16 protein-coding genes are annotated in these 19,206 nt (G+C 69.3%); 6 read left to right on the top strand and 10 right to left on the bottom strand.

Features of this window, described 5'->3' with window-relative positions; translation table 11 throughout:
* Positions 1-32: 32 nt before the first annotated feature.
* Complete coding sequence (locus ABD204_RS06830) at positions 33-1,073, top strand: hypothetical protein (RefSeq protein WP_194423893.1); 1,041 nt, start codon at positions 33-35, stop codon at positions 1,071-1,073.
* A gap of 101 nt (positions 1,074-1,174) precedes the next feature.
* On the opposite strand, the gene ABD204_RS06825 is transcribed toward ABD204_RS06830, so the two are convergent.
* From ABD204_RS06825 to ABD204_RS06790, 8 genes are all read right to left on the bottom strand, one after another.
* Complete coding sequence (locus ABD204_RS06825) at positions 1,175-2,122, bottom strand: carbohydrate ABC transporter permease (protein WP_194423892.1); 948 nt, start codon at positions 2,120-2,122, stop codon at positions 1,175-1,177.
* Positions 2,123-2,127: 5 nt separating this feature from the next.
* Positions 2,128-3,048: a carbohydrate ABC transporter permease gene (locus ABD204_RS06820; RefSeq protein WP_194423891.1), complete on the bottom strand. Its 921-nt coding sequence runs from the start codon at positions 3,046-3,048 to the stop codon at positions 2,128-2,130.
* 34 nt (positions 3,049-3,082) lie between these two features.
* The gene (locus ABD204_RS06815) at positions 3,083-4,369 is read right to left on the bottom strand and encodes an ABC transporter substrate-binding protein (RefSeq protein ID WP_194423890.1); all 1,287 of its coding nucleotides are present in this window, start codon (positions 4,367-4,369) and stop codon (positions 3,083-3,085) included.
* A gap of 55 nt (positions 4,370-4,424) precedes the next feature.
* Positions 4,425-4,808 carry a cupin domain-containing protein gene (locus ABD204_RS06810; RefSeq protein ID WP_194423889.1) on the bottom strand — a complete coding sequence of 128 codons (384 nt, stop codon included), beginning with the start codon at positions 4,806-4,808 and terminating at the stop codon, positions 4,425-4,427.
* Positions 4,805-5,695, bottom strand: a complete 891-nt coding sequence (lsrF, locus tag ABD204_RS06805; protein WP_194423888.1) for a 3-hydroxy-5-phosphonooxypentane-2,4-dione thiolase — start codon at positions 5,693-5,695, stop codon at positions 4,805-4,807. Before lsrF ends, ABD204_RS06810 begins: the two co-directional genes overlap by 4 nt.
* Positions 5,696-5,727: 32 nt before the next feature.
* Complete coding sequence (locus ABD204_RS06800) at positions 5,728-7,317, bottom strand: FGGY family carbohydrate kinase (protein WP_194423887.1); 1,590 nt, start codon at positions 7,315-7,317, stop codon at positions 5,728-5,730.
* Positions 7,314-8,333: an NAD(P)-dependent oxidoreductase gene (locus ABD204_RS06795; RefSeq protein WP_194423886.1), complete on the bottom strand. Its 1,020-nt coding sequence runs from the start codon at positions 8,331-8,333 to the stop codon at positions 7,314-7,316. The genes ABD204_RS06800 and ABD204_RS06795 overlap by 4 nt, the downstream gene beginning before the upstream one ends.
* Before the next feature lie 194 nt (positions 8,334-8,527).
* The gene (locus ABD204_RS06790; RefSeq protein ID WP_194423885.1) at positions 8,528-9,382 is read right to left on the bottom strand and encodes a GntR family transcriptional regulator; all 855 of its coding nucleotides are present in this window, start codon (positions 9,380-9,382) and stop codon (positions 8,528-8,530) included.
* A gap of 398 nt (positions 9,383-9,780) precedes the next feature.
* Between ABD204_RS06790 and ABD204_RS06785 the strand changes: the two genes are divergently transcribed.
* The 4 genes from ABD204_RS06785 (at position 9,781) to ABD204_RS06770 (ending at position 13,022) form a co-directional block, all read left to right on the top strand.
* Positions 9,781-10,017 (top strand): ribbon-helix-helix domain-containing protein, encoded by a 237-nt coding sequence (locus ABD204_RS06785; RefSeq protein ID WP_194423884.1) that lies wholly within the window; start codon positions 9,781-9,783, stop codon positions 10,015-10,017.
* A complete protein-coding gene (locus ABD204_RS06780) occupies positions 10,014-10,448 on the top strand; it encodes a TA system VapC family ribonuclease toxin (RefSeq protein ID WP_194423883.1) in 435 nt (144 codons plus the stop codon). The genes ABD204_RS06785 and ABD204_RS06780 overlap by 4 nt, the downstream gene beginning before the upstream one ends.
* A gap of 163 nt (positions 10,449-10,611) precedes the next feature.
* A complete protein-coding gene (locus ABD204_RS06775) occupies positions 10,612-12,186 on the top strand; it encodes an HNH endonuclease signature motif containing protein (protein WP_194423882.1) in 1,575 nt (524 codons plus the stop codon).
* 74 nt (positions 12,187-12,260) lie between these two features.
* Positions 12,261-13,022, top strand: a complete 762-nt coding sequence (locus ABD204_RS06770; RefSeq protein WP_194423881.1) for a class I SAM-dependent methyltransferase — start codon at positions 12,261-12,263, stop codon at positions 13,020-13,022.
* 19 nt (positions 13,023-13,041) lie between these two features.
* Here the strand turns inward: ABD204_RS06770 and ABD204_RS06765 are convergent, their stop codons facing one another.
* A complete protein-coding gene (locus ABD204_RS06765; protein ID WP_206697150.1) occupies positions 13,042-13,608 on the bottom strand; it encodes a VanZ family protein in 567 nt (188 codons plus the stop codon).
* Between the two features lie 256 nt (positions 13,609-13,864).
* Between ABD204_RS06765 and ABD204_RS06760 the strand changes: the two genes are divergently transcribed.
* Positions 13,865-17,470, top strand: coding sequence for a purple acid phosphatase family protein (locus ABD204_RS06760; protein ID WP_194423880.1), 3,606 nt, complete (start codon positions 13,865-13,867; stop codon positions 17,468-17,470).
* Between the two features lie 313 nt (positions 17,471-17,783).
* Here ABD204_RS06760 and ABD204_RS06755 read toward each other — a convergent pair whose 3' ends face one another.
* On the bottom strand, positions 17,784-19,109 hold the full coding sequence (locus ABD204_RS06755) for an extracellular solute-binding protein (protein ID WP_194423879.1): 1,326 nt from the start codon (positions 19,107-19,109) through the stop codon (positions 17,784-17,786).
* Positions 19,110-19,206: the final 97 nt, after the last annotated feature.

Genomic DNA, 19,206 nt, shown 5'->3' with positions numbered 1-19,206 from the left:
GCTCGAACGCGGACTAGAGCAAGGTGGGGCGAGTGATCTTCGTTGCGGTGACGGGGCAGAGAGACAATGTCGGAGACTCGCTACTACGGCGGCCGATGCTAGCCGCGACAGCCGTCGGCCTACCACGCCATGTGCTGGTTGGTCGCGACGCAATGGACTACTCGACGAACCTGGGCCTCAGTTCGAAGGATGTTGTCTATACGAGTCGAGGTCGATGGATCAGCGCCCTTGCCCTCTCCGCGCTCCGGCGCCGGTCCGCACTGATTCTGAATAGCGGCGAGGTCGTCGTCGACGCCAAATTTCTGGCTGACCGTCTGCTTACGCTACCGATCATCGCCCTCATCCGCGCAAGGAAGGGGCAGGTCATTCAGACCGGCATCGGTATACGCAATCCCTCGAGGCGCGGCCCTGTTGTGCTCCGCTGGTTCGCTCGGGCATTCACTCTCATGACATGGCGGGACTCCCAGTCTCTCGCGACCGCGCAGGCTGGCGAATTGGCTCCTGACTGGGCCCTGATGGAAGGCTCTGACCTGGAAACGCTTAGTGCGCGATTCCGGTTGGGTGACAGTGAGCCGAGGCTCGTTGCCGTCTCGATACGAGGGGATCACGCTCCTCCCACCGAAGCCTGGCTGACCCAATTTCGGCAAGCGCTTCGCTCGCTCAACGCGGAAGCTGTAGTGGTCAGTCAGGTACGCCGAGACAACGACCGTGCCGCGTGGTTGGCGAGGGCGCTCGAGTGTGAGCTTGTCGACTGGCCGGACGATATCTCCCATCATCGCCAAGAGAGTCGGGTACGCGCCGTCTACCGTCGTTGCGCGTGGGCTGCATCAGACAGACTCCATGTGCTCATCGCTGCGTACACCGAAGGATGCGTGCCCCTCAACTCCGTACCAGACTCTGGGGGCAAGGTCGCGCGCACGCTTGCCGCGTTCGGGACATCCACTCGAAACGCAGAAGCGGCTGAGCAGCAGCTCGACGATGACCGCGCGACGCTGATCTCTCGTTTGGCAGAAGCACGCGAACGTTTGGAGGAAATCACCGCCGAGATCCGCAGCGGAACTCCTGCGGCTTGAACAAACTAGGTGCGACTCATCGGCGCGCCGTTCTCAGGTATTCGTCCCCGTCAGGGGCCGCGGAGCAGGCGTGCCGCGGACCGTCGCCGAGCTCGCAAGCCCTACTTCACGCTCCCCTGCGTCAGCCCGCCGATGAGCCACTTCTGCAGGAACAACGCCAGCAGGTAGATCGGGATCAGCCCGGCGAGGCTGGCGGCGGCCATCTGGCCGAACATCACCTCACGGCCGCCCTGCATCAGGGCGATGCCGACCGGGAGGGTCTGGGAGTCGACGCTCTGGGTGAGAAGCAGCGGGATGAGGAAGTCGTTGTAGACGAGGATGAACACGATGATCGCCACGGCCACGATGCCGGGGGCGGTCAGCGGCAGGATCACCGACCACAGCGTGCGCAGGGGTCCGCATCCGTCGAGGGAGGCGGCCTCGTCGATCTCGGCCGGGATGGCACGGAAGAAGCTGTCGAGCAGCCAGACCGCGACCGGGGTGAGCATGAGCCCCTCGATGAGGCCGAGGCCCACGACGGAGTCCATGAGGCCGGCGGTGCGGACCAGGATGAACAGCGGAATCACCGCGACGATCGGCGGGGCGATGTACGCCGAGACGATCAGGCCCAGGGTCTGCGAGCCTCCGGCGCGGAGGCGGGCGATCGCGTAGTTCGCGGGGATCGCGACCAGTAGCGAGACGATCACGGCGATCGTGGCCGCCCCGATCGAGTTGCGCAGGTAGGTGAGGATCGGCCAGTTCTGAAACGCCGACACCCAGTTCTCGAACGCCAGCCGCGACGGCAAGATGCGGGTGGAGAGGATGTCATCCGGGCTCTTGAACGACATCCCCACCATGTAGAGGATCGGGCCGAGCGCGAGGACGATCGCCACGACGATCACGACCCATTTGATCGTGGTCACCAACGGCGACGGGCGGCCCGGGCGCGAGATGCTGCCCGTGCGCACCTTCGGGGCCTTGCGGGAGCGCGGCACCACGACGGCACGGGTATCGAGCGGGGCGTCGGTCTCGAGGCGGCGCGTCTCGGCGCTGCGGAGTGTGAGCGACATGGGGATCAACCTTCCCGGTGGAGGCGCTGCCGCACGGCGTTGAGCGGCACGATGACGAGGGTGACGAGCACGAGGAACGCGATGGTCTGCGCGGCGGCGGCCCCCACGTCGAAGGTCTGCAACGCCGTGCGATAGATCTCGTAACTGCTGACGGTGGTATCGAACCCGGGCCCGCCGCCGGTCATGATGAAGACCAGGTCGAACACCTTGAACGACACCACGAGCTTCAGCAGCAGCACGGTCACCAGGCTCGGGAGCACGAGCGGGAACGTGATGCGCCAGAACGTCTGCCACACCCCCGCTCCGTCGACCTGCGAGGCCTCGTAAACCTCGCCCGGCAGCGTCTGCAGCGCCGCGAAGACCAGCAGCACGCAGAACGGCGTCCACTGCCATGCATCGACCACGATCAGCGAGATCATCGCCATCGGGCTCGACCCGAGGAACGCGATCGGATCGGCCCCGGGCGAGGCCATCTGCACCACGTTGTTCAGCAGCCCGCCGGTGGGGGCGAGCATGAGCTTCCAGATCACGCCGGCCATCACCGGCGGGGTCATCAGCGGCAGCAACAGCAGCACGCGGATGATGCGGCCGCCTTTGACGGCGGCATCGAGCGACAACGCCACCACCAGCCCCGCGACGAGGGCAAGGAGGGCGGAGGGGATCGCGAAGATCAGCGACCGGCCGAGGGACGGGAGGGTGACCCCGTCCCCCGGCACGGTCGTGAAGTTGTCGAATCCGACCCAGTCGGTGAACGGCTGACCCAGGCTCGACTCTGAGAAGGCCGCCGCGACGATGTAGGCGAGGGGGTAGATCGCCACGATCAGGATCGCGATGACGGCCGGGGCCAGCAGGGCGCGGCCCGTCCGTCGAGTACGACGCTTCTCACGCCCGGGGGCGGCGGTGAGCACAGCGGCTGTCTTGGTCATGATGTTCTCCTCGACGAGGTCGGATTCGTCCCGGTCAGTCGGCGAGCGACTGCCAGGTCTCCCAGGTCTGATCCATCGCCTCCTGCGCGGTCAGGCTGCCCTGCAGCATGAGCGCCAGGTTGTCGTTGAGCGACTGGATCATCTCGGGCGCCTCGGGCGAGGTCGGCCACGACTGGGCGTTCGGCAGCACCTCGGCGGCGACAGCCGACACCTCGGGCGCGAACTCCTTGTAGGCCTCACTGTCGAGGGTGGAGGTGCGGATCGGGTCGACACCCGAACCGGTCGTGGTGATGAGCTGCTCGTTCATCTCCTTCGACGACGCGAACGCGACGAACTGCTTCGCCAGGTCCTCATCGCTCGCGTTCGGGCTGATACCCATCGCCCAACCGGCGTTGAGCGCACCCGACACCGACCCCTCGGGACCGGTCGGAAGCGGCGCGACGCCCCAGCCGTCGACGATCTGCGACTGCTCCGGATCCTGTGCGAACACGCCCAGGTCGGTCCAGAACTCGATCATGCCCACCGTGCCCGACAGGAACTGCGGCAGCGCCTGCTCGAACCCGATCTCCAGCGGCGTGGGAAGGGCGTATGGAGACGCGTCGAGCATCGCCTGCGCCGCATCCACCGCATACTCGGTGTTCAGCTGCGGCATCTGCGGGTCGATCGGGTCGGGCGACATCGTCGCGAGCCGGTTGAAGAACGTCGAACCGATGTTGAACGCGTTCTTCGCGCCCAGGATCGCCGACCCGTACACCCCGTCGCCGCTCTCGGCCTCGGTGATGGTCTTGGCGACCTCGACGTATTCGTCCCACGTCGTGGGAACCTCGACACCGTTCCGTTCGAAGATCTCGGTGTTGTAGAACAACACGTGCGTGTCACCGTCGATCGGCAGACCGTACGTGGCGCCCTCGTACTGCGTGTAGGGCTCGAAGATCGCGCCGATGAAATCGCCCGCGTCGATCTCGTCGTCGGACTCGACCCACTCGGTGATATCGGCGAGCGCGCCGGCCTCGGCGAGCGCCCCGACCGAGGTGTACCAGTACTGGATGACGTCGTAGTTGTTGGTGCCCGACTGCGCGTCGAGGACCGCCTTGGTCTGGATCTGGTCGTAGGGCACGACCTCGACCTCGACACCGACACCGGTGGCGGCCTCGAACTCTTCCTCGAGGATGTTGCCGGCGCCCTCCTGCGGAGCGGCGATCAGCACCTGCAGGGTCTGGTCACCACCATCGGACGAGCCGGAGCCGCTGTCACCGGAGCATCCGGCGAGCACGAGACCGACGGCGGCGACCGAGGCGAACGCGGCTGTGGGGCGGATCATGCGGATTGAGGAGCGTCGTTGCACACTCATGGTGTTTCCTTTCGGGTGGGGGATTTCAGTTCTCGGGTGCTTCGGGGGAAGCGTCGGGGGTCCAGGGGCGGTCGACCTTGTCGCCGTCGACCCAGGGGGTTTTCACGAACACGGCACGGAAGGTCTCGTCGAACGGGTTTCGGACGAAGTGCTCCTCCCCCGGCTCGGCGCGCAGCACTTCTCCGGCCGAGACGACCACGCGGGTGGTGCGGTCGAGCCAGATCTCGGCTTTGCCTTCGACCACGACGAACGACTCGGTGTGCTTCTCGTGCAGGTGGTTGTCGAACGCGTCACCGGGGCGCAGCACGACGGTGCCGAAGGCGGCGTCGTCGCTTCGCTGCAGGTAGGCGGGGCCCCAGTCGCCGAAACGGAGTTCGGCCTCGGCGGGGCGCAGCACATCCGCACTCATCCGAGCACCTTCTCGGCGCTCGCCTCACGGAACAGCTCGTACGCGTCAGCCGGGTCGACGTCGTCGTGCACGACCGCGCGTACGGCCCGCATCATCGCCGCGGGAGCGGCGCTCTGGAAGATGTTGCGACCCATGTCGACACCGGCCGCCCCCGCACGCACGGCGTTGCTGGCCATGGTGAGGGCATCCCGCTCGGGAAGCTTCTTGCCACCGGCCATGATCACCGGCACGGGGCAGCCGGCCACGACGTCTTCGAAGCCCTCGTCGCAGTAGTAGGTCTTCACCAGCTGCGCGCCGAGCTCGGCGATGATGCGGGTCGCCAGCCCCAGGTATCGGGCGTCGCGGGTGAGCTCCTTACCCACCGCCGTGACACCGAGCACCGGAATGCCCGCGTCGTACCCGGCGTCGACCAAGGTGGTCAGGTTGCGGATGCTGCGGCTCTCGTTCTCGCCACCGACGAACACCTGCACCGCGACCGCGTCGGCGTTGATGCGGACCGCATCGTGCATCGCCATGGCGGTGTACTCATCCGACAGTTCCTTCAACACCGACGGGCCGCCCGAGGCGCGGAGCACAAGACCCGACTGGGTCGCCGGGGAGATCGACGTGCGCAGCGAACCGCGGGTGCACATGAGCGCGTCTGCCTCTTCGGCCAGCGGGGCGATGTTCAGGTCGATGCGTTCGAGACCCGACGTGGGGCCCTGGAAATAGCCGTGGTCGAACGCGAGCATCACCGTGCGACCGGTGGCCGGGTTGAGGATGCGGGCAAGGCGGTTCTGCATGCCCCAGTCGAGGTTGCTCGCACCGCGGATGTTGTGCCCGAACGGGGTGGCCGGGGTGTCGGGGTGGAACTGCTTCGCGGACGCGTTGCCGTCGAGATCTGCCATGGGGGTCTCCTTCGGGGGTGGGGCTTGGGGGGTCAGGCGTGGGGTGCGGGGATGCGGCGGGCCTGCATCGGCTCGCGCGCGGCACCCGGCGGGGTGAACAGGGGGTCGAGATCGCCGCCCGAGATCGACAGCACGTCACGGTAGACGCGGTGCCAGCGCTCGACGATCGCGGGATACGCGGCGCGCTCGGTCGGGTCGGGGTGCACGATGCGGTCGGGCTCGCCCATCGGCGGCAGCGACGCCCCGACACCCTGCGCGGCCAGGCGCGCGGCGCCGTAGGAGGTCGCCTCCGGCGCCGGGGTGACGGCGGTGTCAAGCCCGGTGACGCCGGCGATGATGCGCGGCCACAGGGTGCCGGCGCTCGATCCACCGGTGAAGGTCACGGCACCGTTCGCGGTCGCGCCACCGCCGGTGAGCTCGGTGAGGATGTCGAGGTGGGCCGCGGCGACGATCGCGGCGGACTCCTCGATGGCCCGGATGAACGCGCCCCGGGAGCTGGCGGCCGGGTTGTTGATGTCGAACCCGAGGAACGACGGCACGGCCTGATGCCACGCATCCGCCTGCATCACGTTCGCGAGCGTCGCGACCACACCGTTCGCGCCCGCCGGGGCGATGCTCGCCCACTCCTCCATGACGGCGAACGCCGACGTGCCACCCTCGGTGGCGGCGACCGCCGCATCCGGGCACATCGCGTCGCGGAACCACCGCATCGCCAGACCCGACAAGAATCCGATGCCCTCGACCATCCACGCGTTCGGGTCGACGTGACACAGGGTCCGCAGGCGCCGTTCCGGGTCGACGAGGGGCGCGTCGGTGACCGCCGTGGTCTGCCAGAACGTGCCCGCGACGATCGTCGGGGTGCCCGGGCGGGCGGCGATGCCGTGCAGAGCGAGCTGCGTGTCGGCGCCGCCGGTGACCACCGGGGTGCCCGGGGCGAGCCCCGTCGCGGCGGCGGCCTCGATCGTGACGACCCCGACGGTCTGACCCGGCTCGACGACCTCGGGGAGGATCGCCCGGTCGATGCCGACCGCCTCGGCCAGGTGCGCCGACCACGTGCGGGCCTTCAGGTCGAACAGGGCCGAGCTCGACCCGCACGTCGGCTCGGTCACGAACCGGCCCGTCAGCCGCGTGGTCACCCAGTCGCTCAGCATGCCCAGGTGCCGAGCACGGGCGAGCAGGTCGGGCTCGTGCCGGGCGATCCAACGCAGACGCGACGGGGCCGTGATCGACACCCAATCCCCCGCCGTCGCGTAGATCTCGGCCGCCAGGCCCTCGCGCACGAGGTCGTCGGCTTCGGCGCGGGCACGGCCGTCGGTGTTCGGGCACGCCCACAGCTCGCGGCCGTCGGCGTCGTAGAGCACGAAGCCCTCGCGCATGCTCGATGCAGCCACCGCCGCCACCTCGCGGCCGTTCAGCTGCGCGACCACGTCGGAGACGGCACCGGCGATCGCCGTCCACCCGCCGTCGGTGTCGAACACCGTGCCGCCCGGGTGGCCGGGCACCGGCGCGTGCGTCCACTCGCGGGCACCGTGGGCGACCAGGCGCCCCTCAATGTCGAAGGCGAGCGCCCGCGCCGAGCCGGTACCGGCGTCGATGGCGAGGAAGACCGGGGAGGTGCTCATCGTTCCCACCGCAGGTCGGCCCCGTCGCGGAACGCCTGGATCTCGGCGGCGAGCATATCGGCGCCGCGCGCGAGGGTCTCGTGGGTGGCCCCCGCCAGGTGCGGGGTGAGGATGACATTCGGCTGCGCAACCAGCTCGCGCCACGGGCCGTCCGGTTCGTTCACATCGAGCGCGACACCCGACAGGTGTCCGCGTGTGAGCGCATCCAGCATCGCCTGCTCGTCGACGAGAGACTCGCGAGCGGTGTTGATGAGGAACGACCCGGCCGGCATCGTCGCGATCTGCGCCGCACCGATCATGTGGCGGTTCTCGGCCGTGGCACGCGCGTGGACGCTGACGACGTCGCTACCGGCGAGCAGCGCGTCGAGTTCGGAGACGATCGTGGTGTCGGTGACGGTGGACGGGTCGACGAACGGGTCGTACGCGATGACGGTGGCACCGAGGGCGTGGGCCCGGGCGGCGACGAGACGGGCGACGTTGCCGTAGCCGATCAGGCCCAGGCGTGTGCCGGCGATCTCGCGGCCGAACCAGCGCGCCCCTTCGAAGGTCGACTCCGCCAGCGGCAGGCCCTGGGCGACACGGTCATCAACATCCCGAAGGGACGCCGGCACGTTGCGCACCAGAGAGATGAGGAAGCCGATCGTCAGGTCGGCGACCGCCTCGGCGTTCTTCCCCGGCGTCGTCGTCACCCGCACGTTGCGCGCCTTCGCCGCCGCCACATCGACGTTCACCGGGCCGCCGCGCGCGCATCCGAGCAACTTCAGTTCGGGGAGCGCCTCGATCACCTCCGCCGTCACCGGAGCGGCGTGGAAGGCGACCACATCGTACCCGGCGGCGAGCTTGGCGACCTCGGCCGGGTCGCCCTCGAACTCACGGATCGCGCCGGTCGGCCAGGTGGCGTCGGCAAGGGTGAGGGTCGCGGCATCCGCCTTCAGACCCCGTGCGGTGAACGCCGAGGTGAAGACGTCGGCCGACATGTAGCTGTCACCGATCACGAGAATGCGGGGGTCGGTCATGAAGATCTCCGAGGTCGAGGGGTGGAACGGGGGTCGGTTTGAGGTATTCGGGGCGGTTTTCGGGGTCGGCGAGGACGCGACGGGCCGAGGTGGGGGCGACTCGGGTTCGCGGGGCCGGGGGCCGGGATGGTTCAGGTGGGGGTTGTCCGGGGTGGGGGCTATCGGGGGGTATCGGGGGTGGAGAGAGGGCGGAGTCAGGCGGGGGCGGTCGCCGGTCTGACGCGGTCGGGGTCGTCCGACGTGCGGCGGCCGGTGGGATAACGCCCGGAGGCACGCTCCGACGAGATGCCGTCGGCCTCGAAGCCGGTGTCGACGCTCACCCGCAGCCGGTCGGTGCGCACCGAGGCCCGGGAGAAGTCGATCGGCTCGCCGTCGGGACCGTAGGCGACCGCTTCGACAACCACGATCGGGTGGCCGGCTTCGACCTCCAGGAGGGTCGCGAGGGTACGGTCGGCGGTCGCGGCCTCGATGGTGCGATGCATCCGGGAGATGCGCACCCCGGCGACCCGGGTGATCGTGCCGTACAGACTCGCCTGCGGGTCGCGCAGGTCGGGTAGGACGCCGGCGAAACGGCGGGGCATGTAGTTGATGACGTGCACCGCCGTGCGGGAACCGACGGCACGCACCCGCTCGAGTACGAAACCGTACCCGTCGGCCGAATCACGGCCGAGGGCCGCCGCCGCCCAAGAGGGCAGCGGTTCGACGCCGCCCCGCAGGATCTGCGAGGTCAGGGCGCTGCGGCCATCCTGGCTGTACTCCCCCAGCAGGCTCGGCGCCGATGGGAGGGTCCACGCCGACGGGCCCTCGGTCTGCTCGACGAATGCGCCTTTGCCCTGTTGACGCGAGATGATGCCCGCGATCTCCAGGCGAGACAGTGCCTCACGCACCGACGTGCGAGAAGCCGAGAAGTGCGTGCACAGCTCGTTCTCGCTCGGCAGCTTGTCACCGGGAACCCACGTGCCGTCGGCGACCCGCGACTCCAGCACCCGCATGATCTGAAACCAGATCGGGGCCGTGGAATCACGGTCGAGCTGAGGCAGCGACAACATCTTGCAAACCTGTCTCTTCGATGAGCGGTGGATCGGGCTTCTGGCCCTGACCACCCGGCGACCTCGCCCGGTGGATGTACCCATCCTGTCGGGGAACATGTATCCCCTGTAGAGACAAGTGCGTATTTTCTGGGTGCGGAATTCTCGGCCGACGGTTTTTACGGCACGATCTGGGTTTCTTGTGACTCTTCGGCGGGGAGGGTGCGACAGCGGCGGTGACGCGCGTGCGGGGTGGGCCAACTCATCCCAGACAAGTTGACGGGACAGGCGACGCGCAGAGGCGTCACCAACTCCTCCTCACCGCGCATCGGCGGGGCACTGACCCCCACTCCGCGCGCAGATGGCGTGGCGATCAGGACCTGTGCAGATATCTGCCATCGTCACGTATGGTTATCTGCATGAGGACGACGCTGAACCTTTCCGATGCTCTCGCACGGGCGGCGAAGGAACGCGCGTCTGCCGAAGGGCGCAGCTTCACGAGTTTCCTCGAGGAAGCCCTGCGCGAGCACCTCGCGCGCGAACCCTCACATGGCACGACCGGCCCGTTGCCGACATACTCGCCCCGAACTCCCGGCACCCTGGTCGACCTCGACGACACCGATGCCGTGTGGGACGCACTGGACGCGGGCGCATGACGCTCGTCGTTCCCGACGTCAACATCCTGATCCACGCGTTCCGCACCGATACGGCCGGACACGAGACCTACGCCACCTGGCTGCGAACCACCCTGCGCGACGGCCGGCTCGGCATCTCCGACACGATCGCCACCGGCTTCGTGCGCATCGCCACCCACCCGCGCATCTTCGCCGAACCGACACCGACCCTGGCGGCACTCGAGTTCATCGACGCGATCGCCGCCCGGCCGCGCGCGAGCTGGCTGCACCAGGGCGCCGAACCCTGGCAGCATCTCGGACAGATAGCTCGCGACGACAGTGGCGTGCGGGGCAACCTCGTGCCCGACGCCCACATCGCGGCGCTCTGCCTCAGCAATGGCGCACATCTTGCCACTCGCGACCGCGGATTCGCCCGGTTCCCCGGCCTGCGGTTCTTCGATCCGGCCGCGTAGGGTCTCGACGTGGGCCGGGTGGAGACGCGATCACGGGACGAGGTCGCCACTTCTCCGCATCGAACCTGTGTACTACTTTTCTTTCCCCAGATTCCCCTGATAAGGGGACAAATGTCGCACCCCTTCTCTACTCTTGGAGTAGTCGGAGATCACGGGGGCGGCGATGGAGAACGAGCGACAGCGGGAAGCAGACGCGGCTCGCACGCGCGAGCTGGTCGCCGCGATCGCCGAGTTCGACGCCGCCGAGGCTCGTATCCAGGCCGAGCGGGCGCGGCTCTACGCCGAAGCGTTCGACCTCACCCAACAGCAGACCGCCCGCCTGCGTGACGCGACCACCCGCGAGCGGGAGATGCCGTTGCGGGCGATGGCGGCCGAACTCGCCGTCGCCAAACGCGTCAGCGACCGCACGATGCAGACCCACCTGTTCGACGCGCACCGCACCGTCAACGACTTCGCCGCCACCTGGCAGGCATGGCGCGACGGGCGGGTATCGCGCGCGCACGTCGGTGTGATCGTCGACAACGGTCTCGACCTCACCGACACCGACACCCGCGCCGCATACGAACACGAAGCACTCGCCTACGCCGAAACCACCTCAGCCTCGCGGCTCCGACCCTTCGCGGAGCAGGCCGCCGAAAAGCACAACCCGAAGAGCATGCAGGAACGCCACGATGTGGCCGTGCTGCAGCGGCGGGTGTGGGTCGAAGACCTGCGCGATGGCATGTCGATGCTCGGCGCGATCGGCCCCGCCGTCGAGATCCATGGGGTGTACGACCGGTTGACCCGACAGGGGAAGGCCATCAAGCACGCCGACCGGGCCGCGCGACGCGACGCCGCGGAACGCGACGCCGCGGAACGCGACGCCCAGCGGGAGGGCACGGGACTGCCGTCCGGTGGCGGTGGCGGTGGCGGTGGCGGTGACGGTGACGGAGGAGGTCTGCCGGCCGGCGAGCGTGGCGAGGTGGCGCACGAGGTCAGCCGGCGGGACGGCCAGGACAGCCTGGAGGCACCGACCGACGCGGGCGCAAGCTTCGGCATGAACGCGGCGGGCGACGATCCCGGCAGCGTCGGCGCCGGGTCGGATCTGTGGTTCGACCAGCGGAGCCTGGATCAGATCCGCACCGACCTCCTCTTCGACATGATGCTCACCTCCACCCCCTCCGTCGACACCACCGGCGGTGTGGTTGAGGGTGGGTTGGGTGCGATTCGGGCGCATGTGCAGGTGACCGTGCCGGCCACGACGCTCGCGGGAACGACGACCGGGGGTGCGGAACTCGACGGCAAGTGCGCGGTCGATCCGGAGACGGCGAAGATCCTCGCCGGAAACGCCCCCGGGTTCGACCGAGTGTTCCTCGACCCGATCGGCGGGGCCGTTCTCGCGGTGGATCGGCGGCACGCGTCCGCGGCGCAGAAACGGTATTTGATGGCGCGGGATGTGCGGTGCCGATTCCCCGGATGCCGGAGACCCGCCCGGGACTGCGAATGGGATCACCGGGAGGACTACGCCCTCGGCGGCAAAACCGACATCGAGAACCTCGGGGCGTTCTGCAAGAGGCATCACACCCTGAAACACGCCGCCGGATGGACCGTGATCCAACACCCCGGCGGGAGGTTGCAGTTCACCGCACCCTCCGGGCTGGAATACACCGACGGCCCACCGCCCCGCGTGATGTTCACCCCCGACCTGCCACCGGGCGGCGCGCCCGAAGCGCACGAACGCGCGCGTGCGCCCTTCTGACCACCCCGCGGGTTCGTCGGAGGAGCACGTGTGCGCCGCGCGCCCCCGACTCGACGAACTGGGAGACTGGCCGCATGACCGAGACATTCGAGGCGCTGCTGGAGACCGGAGCCTGCGCCGACGTGTCGGGATGGGACTTCTCTTGGCTCGACGGCCGCGCGAGCGAACAGCGGCCGCCCTGGGGCTACGCCCGGCAACTCGCCGATCGACTCTCCCGAGCCTCGGCCTCGCTCGACGTGCAGACCGGCGGCGGCGAGGTCCTCGCCGAAGCCGCCACCTTCCCCGCGACGGCGGTCGCGACCGAATCCTGGCCTCCGAACGTCGCGAAGGCCACCCGGTTGCTGCACCCGCGCGGCATCGTCGTCGTGGCCGACCCGGACGAACCTCCCCTGCCGTTCGCCGACGAAGCATTCGACCTGGTCACCAGCAGGCACCCCGCCACGATCTGGTGGGACGAGATCACCCGTGTGCTCCGACCCGGCGGCACCTACTTCGCCCAGCATGTCGGCCCGGCGAGCGCATTCGAGCTGATCGAGTTCTTCCTCGGCCCCCAACCCGACGCGCGGCGAGCACGCCACCCTGATGACGAAGCAGCCGCCGCCGAGGCTGCCGGCCTCGAGATCGTCGACATGCGAACCGCGCGCCTCCGCATCGAGATCCACGACGTCGCCGCCGTCGTCTACCTGCTGCGGAAAGTGATCTGGTGGGTCCCCGGATTCTCCGTCGAAACCTCACGCGAACGACTGCGAGACCTCCACGACCGCATCCAGACCGACGGTCCGTTCATCGCACACTCCACCCGCCACCTCATCGAAGCCCGGCGCCCGCCCGCGTAGCAACACGCCGGAGCGATACTCAGGTCGCGGCGTCGCCGGAGTCGCCCACCGGCCGGCCCCTGCGGCGCCACCACCGCCACACCGCCACACCGAGCAGGCCGATGCAGGCGCCGGCGGTGTTCGCGATGATGTCCAGCTCGCTCGGGGTGCGGCGATCCAGCAGCACCCCCTGCACGCTCTCGATCCCGAGGGTGAGGACGATCGCGATCGGCAGCACCAGCGCACGATCGCGCAGGATGAGGGTCAACAGCACCCCCAGCGGCACGAACAGCAGGATGTTCGCGCCGAACTCGATCCGGGCGTAGGTGAGCACCGGAATGATGCGGGTGATCACGTTGATCAGCGGCCCGGCGCCGCTGTCGACGGGGGAGGGCCAGAACGCGATGAGGGTGAGAGTGAACAGGTAGCCGGCGAGGACCCGCCCGGCGACACGGCGCACGTGCGGCCGCGGCGTCGGAGTCGGCGGACCCGCCGCGGCGTCGGCAGCTGGCGTGTTCGGCGACTGTGGCGGGCGGGTCGGCAGCGGCGGGCGCGGCGGCACCACGATCCGCTCCGTGGCGGGGCGATCGCGCGGCGACGGGGGCATCGTCCTATCGTGCCTCCTCGGCGTGCCGACGGCGTTGCCCGTCGACGTCGATGACGTTTCGGGATGCTCGGCAGACACCGCACAGGCACCCGGTCGCCGGTGTTCGCGATATCGTTCACCTCCCCTTCCCGCGCGTTCACACAACGCCCCTAGCGTCGGTCGAGCCGGACCGATCGAGCGAGTCGCGCCGATCACGCCGGGATCATCACAACAGGGAGACGACGTGGGTGTCGAAAGCACGTGGATGAGACGCGGGGTGGCGCTGAGCGTCGCCACCGCACTGGGGATCACCGGCGCCATCGCCGGGACGACCGCGGCCAGCGCCGCACCCACCGGGGCGGTGAGCGCACTGCCCCTCGTCGCCACCCAATCGGCGTTGCACGCCACCGGGACCACCACCGGGCAAGTCGCCCAGCTGCTCTCCCCCGAACTGGACGAACGGATCGGCGCATACGGGCGGCATGCCCTCCCCGGCACCGGAACCCCGATCCTCGCCCCCGACGAGCAAACGGCCACCCTCGAACGCCTGACCCCCGCCGGCGCCGTGCCCGGCGAGCTCTGCGACGACGACCTCGCCGACTGCGAAGCCCGTCCGACCTGGTCGGCCACCTCGGGCGCACTCGCAGCCGGCGACGCCACGGCTCGCACCACCGCGACTCCCACGAGTCTGCGCGCCGAATCGTCCGTCACCGACGTCACCGTGCACCTCGACGACCTCCTCGAGGGCCTGACGGACATCACCGGCATCGACCAGGCCGCGAGCATCGGGCTGGCCTCCGCCGACGTGACCACCGCCGGCGCACCCGTGCTGACGCTCGATGACATCGAGTTGCTCGGCGACCCCGTCGACCTCATGGCCGAGATGCCGCAGACGACGCGCGTCGCCGCGTTCGAGCAGACCGACCCGGCCCTCGTGCTCGGGTCGCTCGTCGGCGCCGAAGACGGCGTCGCATACGCCGGCTACGTCACCGACGCACTCCTCGCCGGCGAGGTGACCGTCACCGCCGAACGACCCGCCGTGGTCGACGGCGCCGGCGCCGCGCTCCGCCTGACCGTCGAGATCCACTGGGACGTCGACATCGACAGCGTGATCGGCACCATCGACGCGAGCATCGACGGAACGTTGCTGGTCGCCGATCTCGGCGCCTACGTGCTCGACGCCGACGCCGCACCGGCCGCGCTCCTGCAGACCGTCTCCACCGCCGTCGACGTGCAGCACGTCGAGGTTCCCGCATCCGGTGAGATCACCGGCGGAGCGTTCGCCGAGCTGTTCAACGCCGAGCTCGAGAACACCGACATCGGTGGCGACGACCGCATCGCCTGGGCAGAATTCGGCACCCCCGACACCGACCCCGGCGAGAACGGCGTCTTCGTCGAGGAAGACGAACCCCGTGAGGGTCTGAGCTTCACCCGCATGCAGGTCTCCCACGTCCTCGACGACACCGGGGCGACCGCAACGGTCAGCGGCGACGACCTCGCCATCGGCGCCGCGGTCGTCGCCGAAGACGACATCGCCGGCGCGGTCTTCGGACTCGATGACATCGTCACCCTCGACGCGATCACCGCGACCGCAACCGCCCCGCGCTCCTTCGAGGCGGGCACCGGCACCTCGCTCGACCTGCAGAACCTGCGCGTGCTCGGCGAGACCGTCACCTTCCCCGGTGACGGCTCCCCGGCCGTGGTGACGGTCGACACCGAGATCACCGACATGGATGCCGCCGTCGCCGCGCTGTTCGGTGAGGAGATCTTCGCGCAAGCACCCGGCTTGGAGGGAAACCTCACAGGTTCGGCGACCACGACCGTCACCGCAACGGTCACCCCGGTGGAAACGGTCACCGGAGGAACCGCGGCAGCCCACTTGGAGGTCGTGCTGAGCGCCGATTCCGAGTTCTCCGCCACGGCGAGCGGGCAGGCCACGATGTACCTCGAGAGCATGGACTTCACCGCGGCCGGCGAGTTCGCCCGCCTCGAGGTCGGCGCCGTCAGCGCCGGACGCGACGGCAGCCTCGTCGAACCGGTCGTGCCCGAGGAGCCGGGCGAAGCACCCGACACGACCTGGGCGATCCCGACCGAGGCGCCCAGCCGCATCCTGCTCAGCCTCACCGAAACCCCGGCGACGTCGATGGGCGTCACCTGGCGCACCGATGCGGCGATCGATGCCGGCTCGGTCGAGGTGCGGGAGATCGGCGGCGACACCCGGAGCGTCCCCGCCACGACGGGCGAGCCGGTCGGCTTCCCGTCCTGGGAATACTCCTCGCGCTCGCACTCGGCGGTCGTGGACGACCTCTCCCCCGCAACGACCTACGAGTACCGCGTGGGTACCGGCGAGCACGTGAGCGACTGGTTCTCCTTCACCACCGCAGCCGAGTCGGGCGATTTCACCTTCATCGGGTTCGGTGACGCCCAGAACGACCTCACCGAAGGGTTCACCCCGGTCGCCCAGATGGCGTTCGCCGACGTGCCCGACGCAGCCTTCGCGTTGCACCCGGGTGACATGATCAACAACTCCGACCGCGACGTGCAGTGGGCCGAATGGTTCCGGACGCAAGAGCCGTTCACGGCGACGATCCCGACGATCACCACCCCCGGCAATCACGAGTACTCCGGCGACCAGCCCCTGACGCAGTACCACGAGCACGTCACCCAGCCCCTCAACGGCCCGGTCGCCACCGCGGAAGACGCCTACACGCGGGCGTTCGAAGAGGAGATCGCCGAGCACCTCGCCGAGTCGACGTTCTCCATCGACCACCAGGGGGTGCGGATCATCTCGCTCGATGACAACCCGGGGTCGGGCGTGACCGAGTTCATTCCGGATGAGGTCCCGGCGTGCGAGCTCGAACGGTGCGAATCGGCGATCGAGATCTTCCTGCGCATGCAGGGCGAATGGCTCGGCGACGTGCTCGACGAGAATCCGCACCCGTGGTCGATCGTCACCTTCCACCAGCCCGTCTTCTCGACCTCCGAAGGTCGAGACAACGCCCTCGTGCGCAACGCGTGGCTGCCGATCCTCGAAGAGCACGACGTCGACCTGGTGCTGACCGGACACGACCACAGCTACGGGCGCGGCCATCTCATCGAGAACGAGACCGACCTCGACGGCGTGCAGACCGGCCCGGTCTACGCGGTGTCGGTGTCGGGACCGAAGATGTACACGCTGAGCGATCCCGACGACAACATCTGGACCCAGAACGGCGCCCGTCAGGTGACCCGCGCCGGCAACACCCAGGGCTACCAGGTGATCGAGGTGACCGAGCAGGCCATCCACTACCGCGCGATCGTCGCCGTCAAGCAGGACGGCTCCACCGTCGACGCCGAGGTGGGGGAGGTGTTCGACGAGTTCACCATCACGAAGTACGCCGACGGCACCAAGTGGGTCACCGAAGCAGGCGTCGAGATCCCCGCCGGCGCGAGTGACGGCGGCTCCGGCGACGGGGGCCCGGGCGACGGCGGTTCCGGCGACGGGGGCTCGGGCGAGACGGCGGCGACGCTGACCCTCTCCTCCGGCATGGTCGCCGCGGGCGGCACGCTCTCCCTGGCGGGCGGCGGTTTCGAGCCGGGGGCAGAGCTCCGCATCGAACTTCACTCGACTCCGCGGGTTCTCGCGACGGTCACGGCGGATGCGACGGGGGCGTTCGAGGCCACCGTGACGATCCCCGCCTCGACCGAGACGGGCACACACACCGTGCGGGTCTTCGCGGGCGACGACGAGCTCGCCTCGGCCGAGATCGAGGTCACGACCGCCGCCGCGCTGGCCACAACCGGCGGCACGGTCTGGACGATCGGTCTGGTCCTCGCGGGGGCGCTGATCACCGCGGGCCTGGCCCTGGCGGTGCGCGTGCGCCGGGTCCGCCACGCGGACTGAGTCCCACGCCCGACCGCACGAGACGGCATCGGCCTTCGGGTCGGTGCCGTCTCTCGTGTGCGGAGCGCGCCGCCTCCCCCTGGGTGCGGGGGCGGATGTCGCCCGGCTACGCCCATCCGGCGCGGCACCCACCCGGCGCGGCACCCACCCGGCGCGGGCACCCGACCCGGCCCCGCCCGACCCCAGCCCGGCGCCCGAACCGGTGCGACCCGGCCCTCGTGCTGATTGCCTCGCCCCGGGGGAGGAACGAGTCGTGCCGAGACACGGCAAGGCCCGCGGTGCGCTGTGCACCGCGGGCCTTGTCGGACGAACGTCAGCGGTTGAGGATCTCGTCGACCTCGGCCGACAGGTCGGCCATCGCCTGCTCGGGGTCGCCGCCGTCGGCCCACAGTGCGGCGAGACGCTCGATGATCAGCTGCTGGATCTCGGTGTAGGACGCCCCCATGGGTCGGGTGCGACCGTAGGAGAGCTGCTCGGTCGCCACCTCGTACGCCGGGTTCGCCGCGAACGTCTCCTGCAGCAGCTCGGTGTCCTGCGACGACTCACGCACCGCGACATACCCGGTCGCAGCCGAGGTGTACGCCGCCTGCTCGGTGTCGGTCGCCCAGCGGGCGAATTCGAACGCCGCCGCCTTCTCCTCGTCGGTGCCGGTGTCGGCCACGTACAGGTTCGAACCACCCACCGAGACACCCCGGTTGTCGTCCTCACCCGCCGGGAACAGCGCCACAGTGAGGTCGATGCCGGCCTCGCCGGCCATCCCCTGCAGGGTCTGGATGGCGCCGGAGCTCGTGAGGGTCACCGCGGTGGTGGGGGCCGTCACCGAGGCGATGAACTCCTGCAGCTCGGTCGGACCGGTGTGGCGCACCGCACCGGCGTCGATGAGGTCGCCGAGCCATGCGGCGGTCGCGACCGCGCCCGGGTCATCGAGGTTCGAACTGTCGAAGTCCTCCGACAACACCGCGGCGTCGCCGTAGCTGTACATGAGTGCTTCGAGCACCCACAGGTCGTAGTTCGGCAGCACCATCGCCGGCTCACCGGTGTCGGCACTGATCGTGCGGAGGATCTCGTCCATCTCGGCGAGTGTCTCGGGGCCCTCGGCGTCGAAGCCGTAGTCCTCCAGCAGGGCGCCGTTGACGTACATCACCGGCACGCTGCGCATGTAGGGGAGGGCGTACATGTCGCCGTCGATGTACAGGTTGCCGGTCGCACCGATCTGGAAGTCCTCGTCGTCGATGCCGTTCGCCTCGAGGTAGGGGGTCAGGTTCAGAGCGACCCCGCCCTCCTGGAAGCCCTTGGTCATGCCGACCTCGTCGACGAAGACGTTCGGCATCGTGTCGGCCAGCTGCGCGGCGTACACCTTCTGCTCCGTCTCGAAGTAGTCGCCCTGGTAGGTGACGTTCACGCGGATACCGAGCTCTTCGCCGCGGGTTTCGTTGAACATCTCCGCCATCTCGGCGTTGACGTCCTCCACCGCAGCACTCCAGAACTCCAGCTCGACGACCTCTTCGCCGGGCTCGTAGACGTAGGTGGCGGGATCGGCCGAAGCGCTGCCGGCGCATCCGGTGAGGGCGACGCCCGCGGCGGCGACGAACGCGACGGGACTGAGCACGCGGAGAGCGCGCGTGGTGCGGATGGTCATGTCAGAGGGACCTTTCGATAGTCGGGCACAGGGTGGAGAAGGGGACAGGACAGGACAGGACAGGACAGGACAGGACAGGACAGGACAGGACAGGACA

Source organism: Microbacterium aquimaris, from assembly GCF_039531285.1.
Lineage (GTDB): Bacteria > Actinomycetota > Actinomycetes > Actinomycetales > Microbacteriaceae > Microbacterium > Microbacterium aquimaris.
Note: the sequence above shows the minus strand (reverse complement) of the source record. Positions and strands in the feature narration are given on the sequence as shown.